18 protein-coding genes and 1 pseudogene are annotated in these 19,748 nt (G+C 52.6%); 16 read left to right on the forward strand and 3 right to left on the reverse strand.

The window, feature by feature from the left end; all coding sequences use genetic code 11:
* The first annotated feature begins 462 nt into the window (after positions 1-462).
* Both C1J03_RS07005 and C1J03_RS07010 read left to right on the forward strand, forming a co-directional pair.
* Positions 463-1,317 carry a M48 family metalloprotease gene (locus C1J03_RS07005; protein WP_254694209.1) on the forward strand — a complete coding sequence of 285 codons (855 nt, stop codon included), beginning with the start codon at positions 463-465 and terminating at the stop codon, positions 1,315-1,317.
* A 104-nt stretch (positions 1,318-1,421) separates the two neighbouring features.
* On the forward strand, positions 1,422-1,844 hold the full coding sequence (locus tag C1J03_RS07010) for a thermonuclease family protein (protein ID WP_114888896.1): 423 nt from the start codon (positions 1,422-1,424) through the stop codon (positions 1,842-1,844).
* Positions 1,845-1,873: 29 nt separating this feature from the next.
* Here the strand turns inward: C1J03_RS07010 and C1J03_RS07015 are convergent, their stop codons facing one another.
* Positions 1,874-2,080, reverse strand: a complete 207-nt coding sequence (locus C1J03_RS07015) for an aldo/keto reductase (RefSeq protein WP_114885011.1) — start codon at positions 2,078-2,080, stop codon at positions 1,874-1,876.
* 342 nt (positions 2,081-2,422) lie between these two features.
* Complete coding sequence (locus tag C1J03_RS07025) at positions 2,423-3,883, reverse strand: S1C family serine protease (RefSeq protein WP_254694210.1); 1,461 nt, start codon at positions 3,881-3,883, stop codon at positions 2,423-2,425.
* A gap of 621 nt (positions 3,884-4,504) precedes the next feature.
* On the opposite strand from C1J03_RS07025, the gene C1J03_RS07030 reads away from it, so the two are divergent.
* The 13 genes and pseudogenes from C1J03_RS07030 to C1J03_RS07090 all read left to right on the forward strand — a co-directional run bounded on the left by C1J03_RS07030 (position 4,505) and on the right by C1J03_RS07090 (position 16,701).
* On the forward strand, positions 4,505-5,110 hold the full coding sequence (locus C1J03_RS07030) for a DUF6134 family protein (protein ID WP_114885018.1): 606 nt from the start codon (positions 4,505-4,507) through the stop codon (positions 5,108-5,110).
* 13 nt (positions 5,111-5,123) lie between these two features.
* A complete protein-coding gene (locus C1J03_RS07035; protein ID WP_114885020.1) occupies positions 5,124-5,801 on the forward strand; it encodes a response regulator transcription factor in 678 nt (225 codons plus the stop codon).
* Positions 5,798-7,162 carry a sensor histidine kinase gene (locus C1J03_RS07040; protein ID WP_114885022.1) on the forward strand — a complete coding sequence of 455 codons (1,365 nt, stop codon included), beginning with the start codon at positions 5,798-5,800 and terminating at the stop codon, positions 7,160-7,162. The genes C1J03_RS07035 and C1J03_RS07040 overlap by 4 nt, the downstream gene beginning before the upstream one ends.
* Positions 7,163-7,257: 95 nt before the next feature.
* Positions 7,258-7,845: a thermostable hemolysin gene (locus tag C1J03_RS07045; protein ID WP_114885025.1), complete on the forward strand. Its 588-nt coding sequence runs from the start codon at positions 7,258-7,260 to the stop codon at positions 7,843-7,845.
* Positions 7,845-9,281, forward strand: a complete 1,437-nt coding sequence (locus C1J03_RS07050; protein ID WP_114885027.1) for an AMP-binding protein — start codon at positions 7,845-7,847, stop codon at positions 9,279-9,281. The genes C1J03_RS07045 and C1J03_RS07050 overlap by 1 nt, the downstream gene beginning before the upstream one ends.
* Positions 9,278-10,069 carry an SDR family NAD(P)-dependent oxidoreductase gene (locus C1J03_RS07055; RefSeq protein WP_114885029.1) on the forward strand — a complete coding sequence of 264 codons (792 nt, stop codon included), beginning with the start codon at positions 9,278-9,280 and terminating at the stop codon, positions 10,067-10,069. The genes C1J03_RS07050 and C1J03_RS07055 overlap by 4 nt, the downstream gene beginning before the upstream one ends.
* 33 nt (positions 10,070-10,102) lie before the next feature.
* A complete protein-coding gene (locus C1J03_RS07060; protein ID WP_114885031.1) occupies positions 10,103-10,963 on the forward strand; it encodes a TauD/TfdA family dioxygenase in 861 nt (286 codons plus the stop codon).
* A gap of 333 nt (positions 10,964-11,296) precedes the next feature.
* A pseudogene (locus C1J03_RS07065) lies at positions 11,297-11,685 on the forward strand (YaeQ family protein); the annotation flags it as partial.
* 444 nt (positions 11,686-12,129) lie between these two features.
* Positions 12,130-12,993, forward strand: a complete 864-nt coding sequence (locus C1J03_RS07070; RefSeq protein ID WP_114885033.1) for a hypothetical protein — start codon at positions 12,130-12,132, stop codon at positions 12,991-12,993.
* Between the two features lie 97 nt (positions 12,994-13,090).
* Entirely contained in the window at positions 13,091-13,336 is a 246-nt protein-coding gene (locus tag C1J03_RS07075) for a helix-turn-helix domain-containing protein (RefSeq protein ID WP_025059995.1), read from the forward strand.
* Entirely contained in the window at positions 13,336-14,628 is a 1,293-nt protein-coding gene (locus tag C1J03_RS07080; RefSeq protein ID WP_114885035.1) for a type II toxin-antitoxin system HipA family toxin, read from the forward strand. Before C1J03_RS07075 ends, C1J03_RS07080 begins: the two co-directional genes overlap by 1 nt.
* Before the next feature lie 321 nt (positions 14,629-14,949).
* Positions 14,950-15,147, forward strand: coding sequence for a hypothetical protein (locus C1J03_RS25260; RefSeq protein WP_024096524.1), 198 nt, complete (start codon positions 14,950-14,952; stop codon positions 15,145-15,147).
* A gap of 534 nt (positions 15,148-15,681) precedes the next feature.
* Positions 15,682-16,701, forward strand: coding sequence for an IS110 family transposase (locus C1J03_RS07090; RefSeq protein WP_114885038.1), 1,020 nt, complete (start codon positions 15,682-15,684; stop codon positions 16,699-16,701).
* A 480-nt stretch (positions 16,702-17,181) separates the two neighbouring features.
* Here C1J03_RS07090 and C1J03_RS07095 read toward each other — a convergent pair whose 3' ends face one another.
* Positions 17,182-17,961, reverse strand: a complete 780-nt coding sequence (locus C1J03_RS07095) for a helix-turn-helix transcriptional regulator (protein ID WP_114885040.1) — start codon at positions 17,959-17,961, stop codon at positions 17,182-17,184.
* A gap of 214 nt (positions 17,962-18,175) precedes the next feature.
* Between C1J03_RS07095 and C1J03_RS07100 the strand changes: the two genes are divergently transcribed.
* Positions 18,176-19,741 (forward strand): ABC transporter substrate-binding protein, encoded by a 1,566-nt coding sequence (locus C1J03_RS07100; protein ID WP_114885042.1) that lies wholly within the window; start codon positions 18,176-18,178, stop codon positions 19,739-19,741.
* Positions 19,742-19,748: the final 7 nt, after the last annotated feature.

Consider the following 19,748-nt stretch of genomic DNA (forward strand, 5'->3'; position numbering starts at 1 on the left):
AAAAACTGATCCGTTCATGCCTGAAGGTTCATGCGGGAGAAGGCTACGTGTAAAGCGTCAAAAGTTTTCCGAGCGTCTCACAATCTTTCCAATCTGACCAATAAAAAGCCTCAGTTGATTCCTAATCTATAGCTGTATCGCCTGACACTGATTGGCGAACCTAGATTTTGGGACACCTGAACATTGAATGTAATATTCGCTACACCTCTCATTTTTTTACTGTCCTGCGGGCCAAGCTTGTCCGGGACCATGGCCGAAAATCTTTTTGGGCCCCAAACAAACCAAGTAGAACACAGCGGAGGATGTCGGAAAAGTTCCCCTCCGGGTCAGTGTTGCCATGCTGGCAGTAAGCCTTTGCATTGCCACTAGCGCCGAAAGCCCCGAACGATCCCAATCAAAGCTGTTTTGCCTCTGAGAAGTCCAGCCCAGCAAGGCCCTAACAGAGAATGAAAGGAGCGTTAAGTGAAACGCATCTTAAACAAACTTGTCCCTCTTCTCGTCGTTGGAACACTTTCCGCGTGCGGGACAACCTTTCAGCTTCCCGAGCTCGGGAAGGCCCAGTCACAGCAAGCAAATCAGATGTTTGCGGCCGCACAACAAAGGGCCCCAAGACAAATGCTTTCGCCTGGTGCTGCCGAACAGCGGTTTCGGCGAGTCGCCAGTCGGATTTCTGCAGTAGGTACGCAGTACTGCAAAACGTTGACGGCGGAACGCCAGAACTTCAATTGCAGCGTAGACATAGCGGTCGATCGAGAAATGAGAGAGCGAAATGCTTACTTCACCTACCAAGGCAAAAAGCCAATTATAAGAATATCGCAGCCTATGCTTCAGGACTCGGCAAATGACGATGAAGTAGCATTTATTCTTAGTCATGAATTTGGGCACCTCATTGGACGCCACATCGAAAAACAACAGCAACAAGCTCTGGCCGGTGCAATTATTCTGGGGGCCATGACGGCTGCTGCCAACGAATATTCAGCTTCAAATGGCGGCTACTATGATTCCAATGCGGTCAGTCAAAGCATGGAAACTGGGGCTGCTCTTGGCTCTCGGGCTTATTCTCAGAGCTACGAGTTGGAAAGTGACACCCTAGGTACACGCATTGCAGCAGCTGCAGGCTACGACCCAGTAAAAGGAGCTATGTTCTTCGCACGACCAGAAGCTGCAAAAACCACGGCGGGTAATCTGTCCTTCTGGGGGACGCACCCCCCTGATGAGAAGCGATTGGCAACAGTGATCGCAACCGCCGAAGAAGTGAATGCGCGGATTGGGCTGCGCAAGGCGGCGAAAACAGGTCATTTAAAAGCTGTGGATTGAAGTGTGGTCGAAATTGACGTGACAAGCGAGTAGACCGCAGACGCTCAATTTCGTGCCCGTTCCTTCATGGTGTCAAATTGTCAGAAATGTGGATGAATATTCAAATGAAACTTGTAATTTTTGGGGCAGTAGCAGCATGCGTCTGCCTCACTTCTTTTGCCCATGCCGCTCAGACAGTATTGGGCAAAGTGACTAAGGTTCGCGACGCCGACACCGTAGTTGTTAAAGGCATCGCGATCCGTCTCAATGGTATCGATGCGCCGGAGAACGGAACCAGAGCCGGTAAAGAGGCCACGGCAGCGATGAAACGGTTTGTGCGTGGCAAAACCCTGAACTGCAAACTGAACGGCGAGCGGACCTATGACCGTTGGGTGGGTGTTTGCTTCACAGAAGAAGGCCAAGACATTGGCGCAGTGATGATTGCGAACGGACATGCGCTCGACTGTCGCCGTTATTCTGGTGGACGATATCGGGAGCTTGAGCCCCCCGGTGCTAGGTCACGATTGCCTCAAGCGAGTTATTGCTAGCAACCCCGCCGCAAAGCTTCGGAAGCCAACTATGTCGCATGGTAAGCCTGATTGCGGGTATCTACCGTCCCAACAGCAGTTGCCGGTCTTAGAGTGGCCGGAGAGATATCGGAGAAACCCATACTGTCGATCTTGCCTTCAGCTTTGAATGCAAGCAGCGTTTGCATCAGATTCTCGACCGGGACATCTTGATCGGGCTGGTGCGGATAAAAAAGATCGACGTGTTCGAGCCTCAGCCAGGATTGCGAACTTTCGGGTTCACTGGGCTAGTATCGCCGAGTTCCTATCGGTTTCACGCCTTTCATGTCCAAATGTGCAAAGTGCGGCATTTGCCCCAGACGGCCCAAACCAAACTCTCAAAGATCCCTCAATCGCTGCGCCGCAGCTTTCGCATTGCTGCAATTCGTAGCTAGCGCAGCATTGATCCAGTTAACGGTCGGTCAGTGGACAAACCAATCGCTCACAAAAGCAAAGTCCCTTATTGATCTGGATCAAAGTCTGCGCGGTTGCATCGGATATCGATTTGGAACTCAAGAGTCTGTTCGATCCTACAAAGGACATTGAGGCTTGAGGTTGTGCTACTTGCATTCAATGAAAGTTGTGAATTTTGCCGCTAATTTTGCGAGCTGTTCCGGTGGGATTGCTACATTTTTCAAGCTCAACTTCGCTTCAACTTGGTTCTGAGCTAAGAACAGTTTGGCTATTTCACCCCTGATTGCAAAGTTTACATTCTGAGGGACGTCACCAATATTTTCCGCCACGTACGTTGCATCTAGCTTTGATACAACAACTCCAACCACCTCACCATCCGAGGCAAGTACTGGTCCTCCCGAGTTTCCACTTTGAACAGGTGCTGTGATTTGAAAAGTGTTGGCGTTACCACCGAGTCCTTTAAGAGAGGAAATCGCTCCCCTAGTTACGTTAATTCCGCCAAGCAAACCCGCGTAAGGGAAACCTACAGCAGTCACATCAGAGTTTAGCATTGCGGGGCTAGCAGAGAATACCGCAACGCTTCTGGATTCTAACAAAGTTGTTTGGAGGAGCGCCAAATCAAACTCGCTTGAAACATCAATGATTGTGGCCAAAACGCCATCTACAAATATTTCTGAACACCCATCAACAACATGAGCATTGGTCAAAATATGACCACTGCTTGATACAACAAAGCCAGAGCCGGAACTTGCCGCGCTGTCGGGTTCAGTAGAAGGAGGGGAAACGGCTTTATCGGTCGCTTCACTTGAATTTATTAGCGCTATGGTTGTTCTTACAACCTCAATTAGTTTGCCATCCCTTGTGATGTCGAGGGGCGCGCTTTTGCCTTTAGAAATGCTAGACGCCACAGCCTGAAAAGTATTTAAGTCCCATGGCTTGGCAGAAATCATGACTGTCGACCATGCCCCGTTTAACAAGTTCGAGCGGGTATAGAGCTTTGTGCCATCTCTTTTGGTTGCAGTACTGATAGCAAGACCATCTTTTCTGACAGAGTAGGGAACTTCAGCCGTTGAATGCGCATTCGCAGTGTACTGATGGAAATTTGAGGCTGTTTCTAAGGTATGTCGACCTATTGAGACTGCCAGAGTGCTATCTCGATGACGGTAGTTCAACAGATGTTCTGAGGGCGCGTCCGTAATCAATGTTTTTAGCGGGAGCATTAGTGACATGTTGAGTGCTGGAAAATACTGCATGTCCCAACCATCACGGTCGTATCGGTCGAAAAAACTGAAGGCTAGCATGGCTGTGTGCCATTCTTCTGGCTGCGCATCGAATTCCTTGCGCGTGTAACTTTGCATGGCCTCACGGCTCAAGCGCCCCCAATCGCCATCAAGCAACCCGACGTAATGACCTTCGAAGGCTAATGCTGCCTGAAGGTATCTACGTTCTGTGAAGGAAAGGCCATTCGTTGTGAAACCTTGAAATAGGGCTTCATAATTTTGCGCTTTGGCTGCTGTGCATTGTAGAGAGATGGCAAACACAAAAATGCAAAACAAGAATTTTCTGAACTTCGACATCGAAGCCTTCTCCAGCTCTGGAAATTTCATAGATTATTCGATTACAACCGCAGTCAAACATGAGTGCGCGTGGAAAACGAGGTCAAAAACTGACCAATATGGGGCATCGATTGCGTTTCAGTATTTTTCAAGTTCCTCCAACAAACATCTTAAGTTCTGCAGGGCAGAGAAGGTGCGCAAATTTTGCAATGAAATGCTTGTCTGCTTGGCCCTTCGCTCTGCACCGTGAGGAGCTTGAGAGGGGCTTAACGTCAGCCGCTTGGTGCGTGTTCACGGACCAGTAGTTATTTTTGGCAAGGCATTCGGCTGAACCGTCTGCATACCCAGAGTTATAACCACGGCTGTACGCCTTAGGGTCTGGACCAATTAAATCTCAAAGCGGTAAATGTCACAAAGCAGACCTTCGCTGCGTCGTGCACCAAGGTCTGCAATGCGGGACAAAGCTGCCGGTGGTGCCATATTCGTAAGGTCGGCTTCCGGCCCATAGCGGACCTTGATGGCCTTTGCAGCGAACGGCAGGTCTGAGCCCAAGTTGACCGATGCTGCGCTATCTACGAACGGCTGCTTTGGTGATGCTCCCGACCCAATACTTCATGATTGTAAGTCTTATGTAAGCCTCATCGACCATGAGCGGGTCAATCTAAAAGCATAATGGAGATTGATATGCGTCTTTTTGGAATCGCCCTTGGTCTTGCCGTCGCTCTTGCGGCTCCTGTGGACGCCCTCTCATTGCCTTCAAACGGTAAGCTGAGTTTCGATGTGGTCCGGAAGGGCAAAGATATTGGCGATCACAGCTACAGATTTTCAGGCAAGAGCAGTGCTTTCACGGTCAATGTGGAAACTGACATCGTTGTAAAAGTGCCTTTGATCAGAACAACGGCCTACAGCTTCAAGCATAAAAGTGTGGAGAGCTGGAAAGGTGGCAAGTTGCAACAGCTCAGCTCATCTACAAATGATGACGGCGAACCGCACCAGTTGAAAACGTCGAATAAAGGCGCATTGCCCGCCAGCCTCTGGAACGACGATATCGTCCGTAGCGGCAAACTTATGAATACCATTGACGGGAAGATCATTAGCGTACGCGCGGCAGATCTTGGCTCGGAAACGGTGAAGACAAAAAGCGGTATTGTTTCTGCGCATCATTACCGGCTTTCAGGTGGGTTGGCCCGTGACGTTTGGTATGACGGCGAGGGCAACCTTGCACAGGTGATGTTCAAGGCTGATGATGGCTCAACTGTGATGTATATCCGAAAATAGGACGACACGCCGAATGCGGCTACTTTATATTGAAGACAACGAAAAGCTGGCGCTCAATACGAGCGCCAGTTTGCGTGACGCCGGATTTGTGGTGGACGTCGTCCACAACGCGGCGGATGCTTTGCATTCTGTAAAAAGCTTTGAATATGATGCGGTTATTCTTGATCTCGGGTTGCCAGATCAAGATGGTTTGGAGGTTTTGCCGATGATCAAGATGGCCAAGCCGCAAACCCCAATTATTATATGCACTGCGCGTGACGCGCTGGATGACAGGATTAAAGGTCTGAATACAGGTTCTGACGATTATGTTGTTAAACCGTTTGCTGTTTCGGAACTGGTCGCAAGGGTAAATGCTGTCCTACGGCGACCAGGCGGCGCGCTCGGGATGACGTTAACGTTGGGCAATGTGAAGTATGAGACGGCTGACCGAACGGTTGTCATCAACGACGTAATGACAAGATTTTCCAAACGCGAACTCGCCCTACTAGAGCTGTTTTTGCGCAGAGCTGGCAGAGTTGTGTCAAAAGATGCGATTGAAAACGCTCTTTACGGTTTTGATGAGGCAGCAACGCCCAATGCCATTGAAGTATTAACCCATCGTTTGAGGAAAAAGCTGATCGAAAAGGGTGCCAGTATCGAAATCCATAACCTGCGTGGAATCGGATACGTACTTCAGGAAAACTCAGGATGACGATACTGAACTTTCTATTTGGGCCTCGCAAATCATTAAAGCGCGGCCTGCTGCTCAATATCATTGCTGCGTTAAGCCTTTGCATCATCTTAGCGGGAACCGTGTTGATCAGCGAATTCTACGATCATCTTGAAGAAAACCTTGAAGAGGCGATGGTGGATGAAGCCATAGAGATTGTTGGACAGATCGAACTGACCGATGCGCAGTACGGTCTCGATGCAGGTTCGTTGCGATTTCAAGGCGTTGAGGGGAACTATCGATATACTGTATTTGATGAAACTGGCAGCATTGTTGCCGGTGGAGAAGGGTCTGATGCAATCTGGCAGCAGCTCTCAAAGATCAAATTGGGTGAACCAAAACCGATAGCGCTTCTTGGTGAAAGGCTTGGTATCGCCCTGAGGGCCCGGATTGCGGATCGAGACGTATTTGTCTTGGTATCCACGTATCCGAAGGGGAACAACGAGTCGCAAATTAATAAGCTCCTACATGAGATAGAAGAAGGGGTTGGGTGGGTTATTCTTGGTGCGCTGATCGTGTTGGCATCCGCATTGTTTGCGACCCGTCGCGCCCTTTCTCCCTTGAAGGTATTGTCAGTTCAAGCGGATCAAATTGGACCAGGTGCTGCGAAACAACGCCTGACGACCGACCGGGTGCCTACCGAAATCGCGCCGGTGATTGCAGATGTAAACAAAGCCTTTGATCGTTTGGAACAAGGCTACAAAGCGCAGCGGGATTTTGCGTCAAACGTGGCGCATGAAATACGCACTCCTATCGCCGTGCTTAGATCCAGTATTGACCGGATCAATGACCCCGCTTTGAAACAATCGTTGTCGCAGGATGCAAAACAGTTGGATCGTATATTTGGCCAGCTTATTGATTTGTCCCGAGCTGATGCTGCTTTGCAATCGGGTTTTGAGGCTGTGGACTTACGAAATGTAGCTGTTGAGGTTGCAACTGACTTGGCACCGGTAGCCTTGCAGTCCGGTCGCCGTTTGTCAGTGATCGGAGACGAAACGGTGCTTGTTCACGGGAATGCAGGTCTGTTGGGAATTGCTCTGGCCAATGTTGTGCGCAATGCTTTGCAGTATACCTCTGAGAACAGCGAAGTCGAAATCGAGCTGGACTCCAACCCAGCCGGATGGCGGGTTCTTGACCGTGGACCGGGTGTGCCAGACGCGCTAAAGACAGCCTTGTTTGAGCGCTTCAATCGCGGCAATCAAGCAAACGCAGGCAGCAAAGGATCGGGCATCGGTCTTGCTATCGTAAAGTCGGTCGCACATTCGCACAATGCGGATGTCTCTATCCAAGACCGAGATGGGGGCGGCAGCATTTTCTCGTTTACGTTTGACCAAAATCTCTAACAGACTTTGATTTCTCTGATTGCTGTAAGTCTCTTGTAAGCCCGATACGCAAAAACATCCTCAACACGTCATGAAAAGGCACGTTGAGGTTGGATATGAAGATCGAGTTTTTAAGTGGGAATTGCCCCGGACGCAAAGAGGCACAAGATCACATTAAGGGGGTCTATAGCCATGTCTATGGCGCAGAGGTAACTGCGTTTGCGCCGTTGTTGGTTGTCGCAAAGCGCGTAGACGGAGAAATTCTTTGTGCGGCGGGTATTCGGACAGCAAAGGACGGCTTCTTTTCAGACACCTATCTCAAGACCGATTTATCAACGGCTCTGCAACACGCAGCGCACATCGACGTTCCCGCGCAGGAAATAATGGAAGTTGTTTCCCTCGCCTCCACAACGCCTTTCCCAGTTTTGCCCATGCTGGACAGAATGATCGAATGGGGCCGTGAAAACGGGATGACCTGTGGGGTATTCACCGCGACCGCACCCCTACGCCGTCTACTGAAAAGAACCTCGCTGAGCTATGCAGAATTGGCGTCAGCAGACATATCTCAGGTTTCAAACCCCAAGACGTGGGGTTCGTATTACGACACTGACCCAAAAGTATGCGCTTTCAGCGAGGTTTTGTCTCAACCCGTTGTCTTGTCCCCACGCGCTCGTGCCGCGAAAATTGCTAGGGGGGCTTCTTGATGAAGCAGGTCTTTGACGCACTCAAGCGCCATTCACAGTCCCGTTCAAACGACATTGCGTTTGAAGATGACATCGGTCGGATCAGCTGGAGCAAACTAGCCATGCGTGTCGAAAGCCTCGCCCGCACGTTGGACGCGGTGGAAGGGACCATTGGGATCGGCCTTGCGGGTGGTATCGACTATGTCGTGGCTGATTTGGCGCTGACACTCAGCGGGAAGCGGCAAGTGCCATTACCGTTCTTTTTCAGCACGGCCCAGAATGCGCATGTCTTGATGGACGCAAAAGTCAGCACGGTCGTCACCAGCAATCCAGAATTGTTTTCTGCTTTACCGCACCTGAAACTCATCAACCCAGTCGCCATGCCAAGTGAAACTTGCGCTTTTCGTCCTTACGCTGGCGGTGCCGAGCGGATTATCTATACCTCTGGGTCTTCCGGAAATCCCAAAGGCGTGGTGCTGGGGGATCGTCAATTGGACGCTTCTATCAGCGCTTTAAGTCGCGTCATTGCTGCTGATGCGAAAGACACACATCTGTCTATCCTCCCGCTCGCGCAGCTTTTAGAGCAGATTTGCGGTATTTTTCTTCCAATTGTAGCGGGTGCCAAAACAGTTATCCGATTTGAAGCCACCAGGTCATTGTTTGGTGCTCCGATTGAACCTCTTCTTGATGCCTTCGAGACAACACGTCCGACAACAAGCCTTCTGGCACCGGCCATATTGGGCCGCTGGGTAAATGCACTTGGAACCAAAGCCGCGCCTGACAGCCTTCGCTTTGTCGCCGTTGGTGGCGCGTCCAGTTCACCCTCCTTAATCAATGCGGCACAAGTTATCGGAATTCCAGTGCATGAAGGCTACGGCTTGTCCGAATGCTGTGCCGTCGTCGCAATGAACCGACCCGGAGACAACCACCCCGGCGCAGTTGGTCCGGTACTGGATGGGCTGAACGTATCTCTTGAGAACGGTGAGATAGTCGTCTCAGGCCCTACAGTGATGCAGGGATACTTGAACGGGGAGCCTGCACCGGAAGTCTGGCACACGGGCGATCTCGGCCATTTTGAAGGCGACAGGCTGGTTGTTGATGGCCGCAAAGACGCGCTCTTGGTGACCGGCGCAGGGCGCAATATCTCACCTGAATGGGTAGAACAGCGCGTCAACGCTGATCCGCGCATTGTCAGTTCCGCCTTGGGCATTCGCAAATCTGACGGGGCATTGGCCCTGATCGTCGTGGCGGTGGCACCGGTGTCGTCCAGCGAGATCGAAACTTACCTATCAGACTTGCCGATCTATGCGCAGCCAACCGCGTTGATCATGACCGATCCATCTGAGGCCGGTCTGTTGTTCCCCGTTGGAACACCCAACCGTTCTGTGGCGGCGTCCTTGATCAACACACGCTCGACGCAACCATTGAACGCCACACCAGAAAGCATCGCATCATGAGCACCACCAAAAAAGTTCTTATCACGGGAGCAGGAACCGGCATTGGCAGAGCATTGGCTATTGAGGCTGCGCAAAAAGGGTTCGACCTGATCCTGGTCGGACGCACCTCAAACACGCTGGAAGAAACTCTTTCGATGTGCAGCACAAGCGCCGCCCGCAGAGTCGTCGCGGATGTGACGCAGGCGGAAGGGCGTGCATTGATCGCTGACGCGGTCGATGGATCGCTCGATATCCTCATTAATAACGCCGGCGTATTGAGTGTAGGGCATCTTGCCGACATGGGCGATGCCGATCTGGAGCGGATGACAAACACCAATCTGGTCGCGCCGATGGCATTGACCCGCGACCTGCTGCCAGCGTTGCGCAGATCAAAGGGTCGAATAGTCAATATAGGGTCGGTTTTCGGCGACATCGCCTATCCATTTTTTGCTTGTTACTCGGCCAGCAAATTCGGCCTGCGTGGGTTCTCGGACGCAATGCGACGTGAACTGTCGGGCGCAGGCATTGGTGTTAGCTACATAGCACCGCGCGCAACGCGTACAGCTTCGGAAAGCGCGTTTGCTGCATTGATTGAGCCAATGGAGATGACACTCGACACTGCGGACGTCGTTGCCGCACAGGCTTGGGATGCAATCCTCAAGGGCAAACGCGAGAGCTTTCCTAAGGGAAAAGAGCGGTTCTTTGTCAAAGTGCAGCGGCTGTTCCCGTCACTAGTCGACAAATCAGTCGGCGCACAGGCGCGTGATCCCAAAACCCTGGCGGCGCTGAAACTGTCAATTCAACCTTAATCAACAAAAACTCAAAACTACAGGACAAGAGACATGACCTACAATGTTATCCGTGCGTCTGAGGCAGGGGCTTCCTCCGTCAATCCAGCCATACTATCCGCAGTCAAGGAACACCTAAACCGCGACGGTTGGGCGCTGCTGCGTGGTTTCGATTTGGATATTGCATCCTTCAGCGGCATCACATCGCAATTGTGCAAGACCATCACCTTTGATCCTGCTCGGGAGAATACAGATAAGAACACCCAGAAAGTGGATGCTGGCCTCGGGCCGATAGGCTTGCATATCGAGAATGGCAACACGCCGGTTTGCCCTGACGTCGTTGCGTTCTACAGCACAAAGGCCGCTTTCGAGGGCTCCCAGACAACAATTTGTGATGGTCGGGATGTGTTTGCAGCATTCTCGAAGGCACAAAAGGAGCGTTGGTCGCAGCGCATGACGGTCACAAGAACTTTGCCCGAGGCATTGTGGAAGCGATACCTCGCCAATGAGCACCCCGCGATCAGTGAACCTGAAGAGGTCAGGCAGGAACATATCCTGCAATTCAAAGCATCAATCCCTGATCAGGATTTTACGCTGAACGAGGATGGATCCCTTGAATACCGCATCAAGGTTTCGCCTGTCCGTCCATCGTCACTGTCCAACGGTCAGGCCTTCGCGAACGCGATCCTCGGGCCATCGCACAACTATGAACCGCCCGTCTATACCTTGGACGACGGCTCCATCGTAACGTCCGATGAGATCGAAGAACTTCGCGAAATTGCAGAGACTTGCACGGTCGAGATCAATTGGCAGGACGGGGATGTCGCAGTGATCGACAACACCCGCGTCATGCATGGTCGCCGCGCGATCAAGGACAAAGATCGGCAGTTATTTATTGGAATGGGTCGCCTCTAATTGGTCATTACCACAGTTGAGGATCGCGGTAGTGCGTTAGCGCCGGAGTTTTCCTCAACGCTGCCGGATAGCAATTTCTTGGCAAAACCGCTCTATCTGCCAGTGCCGTAAAAGATCGAAAGCAGCCATTGTAACAACCGCAGCTAAAGCTCACTTTGTCCCGCATTGCGGACCTCCACGCATGGCGCAGCGAAGGTCCGCAATCCGCCCTTATTGTCGAAATGTGCATACCGCAGCATCGGTCAGTTTGGGCTCTAAGCTGCCCTTCGCTGCGGCCGGCGTCAATGTCCGCATTGGGCCGTTCATGACAAGCATCACGGGGATGGGACACTTATGGACCGCCACTATTATGAGGTCCACAAACTGACTGAAGCAAAACGTCCCTCTGAGACGGATGAACGGCTAATTGTGCGTATCCTTGCTTTTGCCCTGAAAGCCCATGCGCAATTGGAAATGACCAAAGGTCTCTCAACGGTTGATGAGCCAGACATCTGGCAGAAAAGCCTGAGCGGCGAGCTGGATTTGTGGGTGGCGTTAGGGCTTCCGAGCGAGAAGGTTGTGCGTCAGTCTTGTGGTAAAGCCAGCAAGATGATCGTCTTTAGCTACGGGGGCAGGACCGCAGAAACGTGGTGGGAAAACATCAAAACAGCGCCACCCGTTTTGACAATCTTCGAGTTATGAGTTTTTTAGAGCAAGAGACCTGTGATCTTGGCGAACTGGCAAATCGCTCAATGAAAGTGCAGGTGAATATTCAGGACGGCGAAGTCATGATCAGCGTCGGTGGAATATTTTTTGGGTGGGTAGATGTAATTCGTATATAGATTGATTGCCAAAATAATATTTAATACCAACATCTTAGCAATGTTATATGGAGGCGAGTAGGAGAATCGAACTCCTGTACACGGATTTGCAATCCAGAAAGAGCGCAAGCGAAAACAACGGCTTAAGGGTGCAAAACACCCCCTGACAAAAAGTGAACAAAAAGCGAAAGTTTCAAAGCCAATTTCGCCGGTTCAAAATGAAAAAGGCCCCGTCACAGCGGCAACTGTGAACCGGGGCCAAATAGAAAAAGCCTGTCAGCTTTCACTGCACATTAGCATGGGCCAGTGCCGTATCGCAAATGCTCAGTCGGCTTTTTCCTGGCCTCTGACCGGTGAGGTGATCCAATGAGTTGGCGCATCGCAAACGAATGCGCCGAGCGCCGCTTTGGCAGCGCTGCACGCAAGCAGATCATCATGTTCCTGGCCGACAAGGCGAGCGATGACGGCTCAGGCATCTGGTGCTCGAAGGGGACCATCCAGCGTCACACAGAGCTTAGTGAGAGCACGGTCAAGCGCACCATCATCGACTTCCTACGCGAAGGCATCTTGATCGAGACCGGGCGGCGACAATGCAAGAACGGCTACACCGTCATCTACCGCATCGTTCTGGAGCGCGTGGCCGCGCTCGAACCCACGGTTGAGCCCGACATTGAGACGGGGGTCACCGTGAACCCCGTCCAGTCTGAACCCGGTACCGGGTCCACGGTGAACGGGGTACGGGGTTCACGGTGGACCCCAAACCATCCTAAAACCATCCATAAACCACCTACGCGCAGGCGCGAGGCGGTGGAGGAGGTTGAAGATCTTGAATCTGAGGAGATCCTGGCGGCCTATCCCGAGGACAGGGTCCGAGACCGGCGAACCAGTCTGCGCTTGATCGCAGCCGCCGTGAAAGCCGGGGTAAAGCCCGATGATCTGCTGCAGGCGGTCAAGGCCTATGCGAAGGAAAGTGACGGCTACACGCGCAGCAAGGTTTGTTTCTCAGACAACTGGTTCAAGATGCGCCGATGGGAGAAGGGCCTTGCCCAGATACAGGCGGACCGCGAGAAGGCACGAGAGGCCGAAGCCAAAGGTCGTGCCAGCCTCACCGAGTGGATCCACGAGCGCCATCCCCTGTGTCGTCACATCACCAACCGGCAGGTCGAGGACTTAATTGCATCGAAGCTGGTGACGCCTGAGCAGGTTCGAGCTGCGGGGCTGCAGGCATGAGTGCGGCTCGATTGTTACGCTATGGCGTAAAAATTGAATATTTACGTTGCAGCGTAATTTGTTTTGATTTACGCTGTGCCGTAAAAGGAGCCACGTCATGGACCTCACAGCACGAACGGCCGAGCAGATCGGCGAGGCACTCCGCCGGACGCGCAAAGCGCGCGGCTGGACCCAAAGCGATATCAGCGCGCGTACGAATTTGCGCGTCGCGACAATTTCGTCGCTCGAGAATGGCGACGCGGGAGCGAAGCTCGCCACAGTGCTCGCTGTCATGGCGGCACTTGGGCTTGAGTTCCGATTGGTGGAGCGCGGTGGCTCGCTTGAGATTGAGGATATCTTCTGATGGCCAAACGCGGGCGTAGCGGCACGATGCAAGTGCTTCTGAACGGGCGGTCGGTGGGGGCTTTGCGTCTCGCTGGTTCAGGCGCGATCAGCTTTACATATGACCCGGAATGGTTGGCATGGGTACATGCCATGCCCATCTCGCAGTCACTGCCTTTGCGTGAAGAGGCACACCAGGGCGGCCCTGTTATCGCCTACTTGGAAAACCTGCTGCCGGACAATCAGGCGATACGAGAGCGCGTCGCTGCACGGGTGCGTGCGGGCGGCACGGACGCGTGGCACATGCTGGAGAAAATCGGGCGCGATTGCGTGGGGGCCTTGCAATTCGTCTCGGGTGAGATTCCAGAGTTTGCCGTGCTCGAGGGAGAGCCCGTATCTGAGGCACAGATTGCGGATATGTTACGCAACCTCGCAAGCGCTCCGCTAGGCTTGGATGAGGAAGACGACTTCCGCATTTCCATCGCCGGGGCGCAGGAGAAAACAGCGCTGCTGCGCCACGAGGGCGCGTGGATCCGTCCATCGGGGCTCACTCCTACGACCCATATCTTCAAGACCCAGCTAGGTGTTTTACCAGCGGGGATTGATTTGTCTGACAGTGTTGAGAACGAGTTTTTCTGCATGAGCTTCTGTCGCGCCATGGGTTTGGATGTAGCAGAGGTAGAAATTACTGACTTCGAAGACGTACGAAGCCTTGTCGTGACGCGGTTTGATCGGCGCTGGACCAAAGATGGCCGCTTGATCCGCCTCCCGCAGGAGGATTTTTGTCAGGCGCTCTCAGTCCCACCCAGCCAAAAATATCAAATGGATGGCGGGCCGGGGATCACCGAAGGGATCGGGTTGCTGACAGGCAGTGATGACCCCGAGGCGGATCAGCGCGTGTTCTTCCGCGCGCAAGTGCTGTTTTGGCTTTTAGGGGCGACAGACGGGCACGCTAAGAATTTCAGCATCGCATTGCGCCCTGGCGGGTTCCGCATGACCCCGCTCTACGATGTGCTGAGCGCTCAGAAAGCCGTGGATGACGGTCAAATCCGCCAGAACCGGATGCGCCTCGCGATGGCCGTCGACGGACACTACCGGATCAACGAGGTGGTGCCGCGTCATTTCCTGCAGGCTGCGAAGGTGGCAGGTTTTGGTGTGGCGCTGGCGGAAGAGGTCTTGTCGGGCGTCGCGACGGAGCTTGAACCCGCCTTGGACAAGACACTAGCCGACCTGCCGGATGGGTTTCCGCAGCTATTGGCGGAAGCCATTGTTGCTGGAATACGACGTCGGGCGGCTGCCTTTCATGCCGTATGATCCGCAGATCATATTTCCGTTTTATGGTCGGTAGATCATATTTACTGCGCGCAATCTGCAGGCCCAGCAAAGTAGTTGCAGCGTTTCAGGCCAGCTTTGACGGGCCAGCCCAGAGATTGATGGCCAAACTCAGATCCTCAACGGCGTGTTTCTGATTGCTGAACATAAGCGGGCAGCCGTGTCAGACGCGGGACAAACCCCACTTCAACAAGAAAATTCCCCTGCGCCAGCGCATTCCTCGCGAAGCAAGTTTCTCGCTGACAGCCCCTTGGTGCCAGCTTTGGTCATGTTCATCGAAACACTCAAAGTGAGGATCAAAAAATGGCTACTCAAACTCTGAAACTGAACGTCAAATCCGGCGAAAAAGACGGCAAGAACTTCTGGGACCGCTGCGGCGTACTCTTCGTCAACACCGATGACCGCGGCAACATCACTTCGATCAACGTCAAACACAGCATGTTCCCCGACGTCGAAATGGTCGCCTTCCCGCGCCGCGATGACGATCCAGTCACCGAATGACTGCGGTGCCGGGGCGGGTAGCCCGCCCCGGGTGACCCCGAAGTTAGGTGTGGATCGCTGCCAATTGGACTTCCACAAGCACCCGATGTCGCTTCAGTGCAACTCCTCGGACCGGACTTTCGCTGCAAGTGCTAAACTGGCAGTTGGGGGAACTAGTGCTAAGCGGGACGGAGTCGCCTTTTGCCCATGCCGCCATTGCTTACGCAGAAAGACTTCGCCCTGGCAGCGCGAAAAATTCAGCGGCGCAGCAGATTTCCCGAGACCGGTCGTTCAATCACGCCAATCCCGGCTGATTCCAAACCGACCTTTCGCCGCGAGCTAGTTCAACAATAGAGGAGCGGGCTGAGGAGACTCGTGCTCGCTCAGCAAAATACTTGACTCTCCGAACTCGTTTGGCTCGTGCGCGCAGAGTTGCGCGTTCTGCATGGCAGCGAATTTTCCAAGACCGGATGGTGTGGATAGCTCCTGCTCAAACCGGCGTCGCAATGCGCCATACTGCAGTTGTTATTAACTGCTTATGAGAGGAGCTACCCAATGCAGGTTACAACAGTCGGCCTCGATTTGGCCAATAATATCTTTCAAGTTCACGGAGTGACTGAGAATGGCGAAGTTGTTTTCAACCAAGCATTGCGACGCGCACAGTTGCTTGCATTCTTTGAGAAACTCCCACCCTGTCTGGTTGGCATAGAGGCCTGCGGGTCCAGTCATTATTGGGCCCGACAGCTGAGCAAGTTGGGTCATGATGTGCGTCTTATCCCAGCCATGTATGTGAAGCCCTATGTGAAACGGGGCAAATCCGATGCGGTTGATGCCGCCGCTATCTGCGAGGCAGTGACGCGTCCAACTATGCGGTTTGTCGCGATTAAATCAGAAGAGCAGCAGGGCGTTCTCTTCCTCCACCGTGCCCGCGATCTGATCGTCCGGCAGAGAACCCAACTAGGCAATATGCTGCGTAGCTTGCTGGGCGAGTTCGGTATTGTGATTGCGCAAGGGATCGGTAGCGCGATCAAGTTCGCAAAGAATATGCTGGATGGAGACAAACCCGGTATTCCTGAAATCGCCGTTGATGTACTCAACAACCTCAGCAACCAACTTGTTGCTCTGCACCTGCGTGTGCGCTGGTACGAGATGCGTATGCAGCTTCAGGCCAAGCAGGACCCGCGCGTGATGTTGCTGCGCACGATCCCCGGCGTTGGTCCAGTGACCGCGTCAGCAATTGTCGCAACAGCGGGTGACGCCAGTCAGTTCAGGAACGGTCGCGAATTTGCCGCCTGGCTGGGGCTGACACCGCTCAACCGATCGAGTGGTGGCAAGGAGAAACTTGGACGCATCACAAAGATGGGGGATCGATATATCAGACGACTGCTGGTCACTGGGATGACATCTCGACTGAGGCAGATGAAAACACATCCCGAACGCGTTGATCCGTGGTCCCGAGCGTTGCTTGACCGCAAGCCAATCCGTCTTGCCACTGTGGCAATGGCGAACAAGACAGCGCGGATAATCTGGGCCGTTTTGACCAGGAACGAATACTACAGACCGCAAACGGTCTAAACTGAGGAAAAGAGAACACACGAGACAGCAAGACCATTGAAATGATGGAGCACAGTCAGCCCGTCAGCCGAGACACCCCGTCGAATGTCAGGGACATCACTTGTCCGTAGACCGGTTTGGGACTTGGTTTGCGGAAACCATCAGGGCCAGCGGCCACGTGTGCCGCGCAAACAGGCCGGACACACGTCTGCTTCTGACCAGTGCTAAAATCAGTTCGAAAAATGTCTTGCTATGCAGCAGCTATCCACACAGGACATTCAACTTCGTTTGGGAAACCAGATATCGATCCTGCCGTTCGCTACACGGCAGAGTCTTTTGTGGCCGCTATTTCCAGTGTAGTAGGTCGTTGACCCGGTTGATCTTATGGTCTGAGATGTCGGCAAGCCAGATCGCATCAAACAGCTCGGAAACGAGCATACTGACCCACTCATTTCATAGTCAGTTCCTACGGGACTTTCTGTACCTTTGTGGAGACGGATTCTACTGGGGTAAGGTATCGATGGGTGATTGCATGAATTCGCGTACTGTAGGTGTAATACGGCGATCTTGAAATCCGTAGACTCCACAGGCTTGAACGGCCTCGCGTACCGACATCCGTTCGCTAAGGCGTTTCCAGATTGTTTTGGAGACAAAGGGCGCAAGGCCCGGTCTGGACGCCACCCCAAGCGTTACCCCGCGCAGGTAGTTCACCTGTTGGCGATGGTCAGGATACAACACTGTCTCAGCGATGCTACCATTTTCGTCAGGCTCACGTTCAATAACGTAAATACGATTGCCACGAAACGTCGCTAGTCCATCGAATCTTGCACGCTGGCGCATGCTCCCGTCTTTCGATTTGGCGCGTTGAAGGGTTCGGGCGACAACATATCCATTCTGTTCATAGGTATGCGTGAGGATACACATTATCTGCCCATCCCAGGTCGGCGTGGTGAGGTAGACGTGGTAATGCCCAAGATAGCGACGCAAGCGTTTTGATTGATCTGAAAATGTAGTTGTCAGAATATCGGCAGGGGTTCCGTCAATGTGTTTGAAGTGTTGTTTGTGTTTTTCAATAAACTGATCATTGGGTTCGAACAGATCACTTTCTGCAACTTTTAAGTAAGATGAAATTCTGTGCAGGGTGTGCGCAGCTGGCAAGCTCTCGCCGTTGAGATATCTGCCAAACTGATGCCGGTTAATCCCAATTTCACGGCAGACATGTGAAATCGAACCACTCTTTGCACATATGTGGCGTAGGTTTTGAGAAAAGTTCTTTTTCATAGTTAAATCCTTGTTCTATTTTATCCTAGTTCGCTCAAGTTAGCATAAGTATGCACAATTTAGCACACTTACAAACAGAAGTTTGGTGCAGCAATAGTTCTTTACATGAGCGTTTCGGATGGCCACCGATGCCAAACACACCTGTGGTCATAGAAAATAATTGACCTGAAACCATGCCAAGAGGGCTTCTTAAACCAACCTAAGGGAAGAAAATATGAAAATCGAATGGACAAAGGCACCGGTGGGGCGCCGTACATTTCTGAAGGGGGCAACCGCTCTTGGCGCGGCTTCTGCGCTGCCAATGGGCATGGGCTCGCACGTAATGGCATCGCCAGATGACGGCGTGCTGCGCGTACGCGCGTATGGTGATTTGAAGTCCATGGACCCCGCGTACAGTGTGGGCCTCGTCGACGAAACAATGCACTCATGTGTCTACAACAAGCTGATCCAGTACAAACCGGGCCGTGAATGGGACTGGCAGTTGGATGCGGCAACAATGATCGAACAAGTCGACCCTACACATGTGAAATTCGCGCTAAGGGACGATATCGGATTTACCAACGGCTTTGGGGCAATGACGGCTGAGGATGTTAAGTTCTCTTTTGAGCGCATTGTTTCCGAAGAAATCGCATCAACAAACAGACCCGACATGGGCCCTCTTAGCCATGTTGAGATCACAGGCGAGCGCGAGGGAACGATCGTTATGAATGAGCCGTTTACGCCGCTCTTCTCGATCGCTTTGCCCTACATCGTTGGCAATATTATCTCCAAGAAAGCAACTGAAGCCGCCGGAGGGCGGATAGGTACGGATCCAGTGGCTGAATCTGGCCCCTATCTGCGGGACAGCTGGAGCGCGAAATCAAAATCCGTACTCAAACGCAATCCTGACTGGAAAGGTGAGGCTGCGGCTTGGGACACAATTGAGATTTATCCAATTGACGATGAAAACACCGCTGAGATCGCCTTTGAAGCGGGCGAGTTGGATTTCACACGTGTCTCTCTGGGGGCTGTTGAGCGCTATCGTTCAGATGTACCAAACGGTGGTTCGTTGATCGAATATCCATCGCTGTTCTATGTCTGGTTGGGCATGAACCTGGATCATCCAAAGCTGCAAAACATAAAATTGCGTCAGGCGATCCAGCACGCAATTGATGTACCGTCAATTCTTCAAGCGGCATATTTCAATGCGGCCGACGCATCGACAGGTATTCTTGCGCCCGGCCTGCCTGGTAACCGTGAAAACAGCTTGATTCCACCGGAGGCCAACTTTGAGAAGGCGGCCGCATTGCTGGCGGAATCCGGGGAGACCAACGTCACGCTCACACTCGACATACTAAACAAAACAACCAATTCGGTGATGGCGCAGGTTATTCAGGCGACGTTGGCACAAATCGGAATCACGGTTGAAATCAACAATTTGGAATCCGGCGCGTTCTGGGCCTCAGGTGACAATGAAAACCTGCAATTGATTCTGAATCGCTACTCGATGACGCCAGACCCTTACTATGCAACATCATGGTTCGTTTCCGATCAAATCGGCATCTGGAACTGGGAGCGTTTCAGCAATGAGGAGTTTGACAAGATCCATATCGACGCATCTCGGGAAACAGATTTTGACAAGCGAGCTACTATGTATCGTCGGGCGCAAGATCTGATGGAAGAAAGTGGTGCTTACCGTTTTATCACCCATGAGGCGAACCCGGTTGTGCATTCAGCGGGCGTGATCCCTGCGCTACGGCCTGACGGCATAGCCCAGCTTCGCTATTTCGGGAAATCCTAAAAAATAA

Origin of the sequence: Sulfitobacter sp. SK012 (genome assembly GCF_003352085.1) — a bacterium.
Lineage (GTDB): Bacteria > Pseudomonadota > Alphaproteobacteria > Rhodobacterales > Rhodobacteraceae > Sulfitobacter.

What these genes read in the sequence shown, in the direction of transcription:
- C1J03_RS07010 (WP_114888896.1), top strand. Translation starts at nt 1,422, where the DNA reads ATGAAACTTGTAATTTTTGGGGCAGTAGCAGCATGCGTCTGCCTCACT.
- C1J03_RS07025 (WP_254694210.1), bottom strand. Translation starts at nt 3,883, where the DNA reads ATGAAATTTCCAGAGCTGGAGAAGGCTTCGATGTCGAAGTTCAGAAAA.
- C1J03_RS07030 (WP_114885018.1), top strand. Translation starts at nt 4,505, where the DNA reads ATGGAGATTGATATGCGTCTTTTTGGAATCGCCCTTGGTCTTGCCGTC.
- C1J03_RS07035 (WP_114885020.1), top strand. Translation starts at nt 5,124, where the DNA reads ATGCGGCTACTTTATATTGAAGACAACGAAAAGCTGGCGCTCAATACG.
- C1J03_RS07040 (WP_114885022.1), top strand. Translation starts at nt 5,798, where the DNA reads ATGACGATACTGAACTTTCTATTTGGGCCTCGCAAATCATTAAAGCGC.
- C1J03_RS07045 (WP_114885025.1), top strand. Translation starts at nt 7,258, where the DNA reads ATGAAGATCGAGTTTTTAAGTGGGAATTGCCCCGGACGCAAAGAGGCA.
- C1J03_RS07050 (WP_114885027.1), top strand. Translation starts at nt 7,845, where the DNA reads ATGAAGCAGGTCTTTGACGCACTCAAGCGCCATTCACAGTCCCGTTCA.
- C1J03_RS07055 (WP_114885029.1), top strand. Translation starts at nt 9,278, where the DNA reads ATGAGCACCACCAAAAAAGTTCTTATCACGGGAGCAGGAACCGGCATT.
- C1J03_RS07060 (WP_114885031.1), top strand. Translation starts at nt 10,103, where the DNA reads ATGACCTACAATGTTATCCGTGCGTCTGAGGCAGGGGCTTCCTCCGTC.
- C1J03_RS07070 (WP_114885033.1), top strand. Translation starts at nt 12,130, where the DNA reads ATGAGTTGGCGCATCGCAAACGAATGCGCCGAGCGCCGCTTTGGCAGC.
- C1J03_RS07075 (WP_025059995.1), top strand. Translation starts at nt 13,091, where the DNA reads ATGGACCTCACAGCACGAACGGCCGAGCAGATCGGCGAGGCACTCCGC.
- C1J03_RS07080 (WP_114885035.1), top strand. Translation starts at nt 13,336, where the DNA reads ATGGCCAAACGCGGGCGTAGCGGCACGATGCAAGTGCTTCTGAACGGG.
- C1J03_RS25260 (WP_024096524.1), top strand. Translation starts at nt 14,950, where the DNA reads ATGGCTACTCAAACTCTGAAACTGAACGTCAAATCCGGCGAAAAAGAC.
- C1J03_RS07090 (WP_114885038.1), top strand. Translation starts at nt 15,682, where the DNA reads ATGCAGGTTACAACAGTCGGCCTCGATTTGGCCAATAATATCTTTCAA.
- C1J03_RS07095 (WP_114885040.1), bottom strand. Translation starts at nt 17,961, where the DNA reads ATGAAAAAGAACTTTTCTCAAAACCTACGCCACATATGTGCAAAGAGT.
- C1J03_RS07100 (WP_114885042.1), top strand. Translation starts at nt 18,176, where the DNA reads ATGAAAATCGAATGGACAAAGGCACCGGTGGGGCGCCGTACATTTCTG.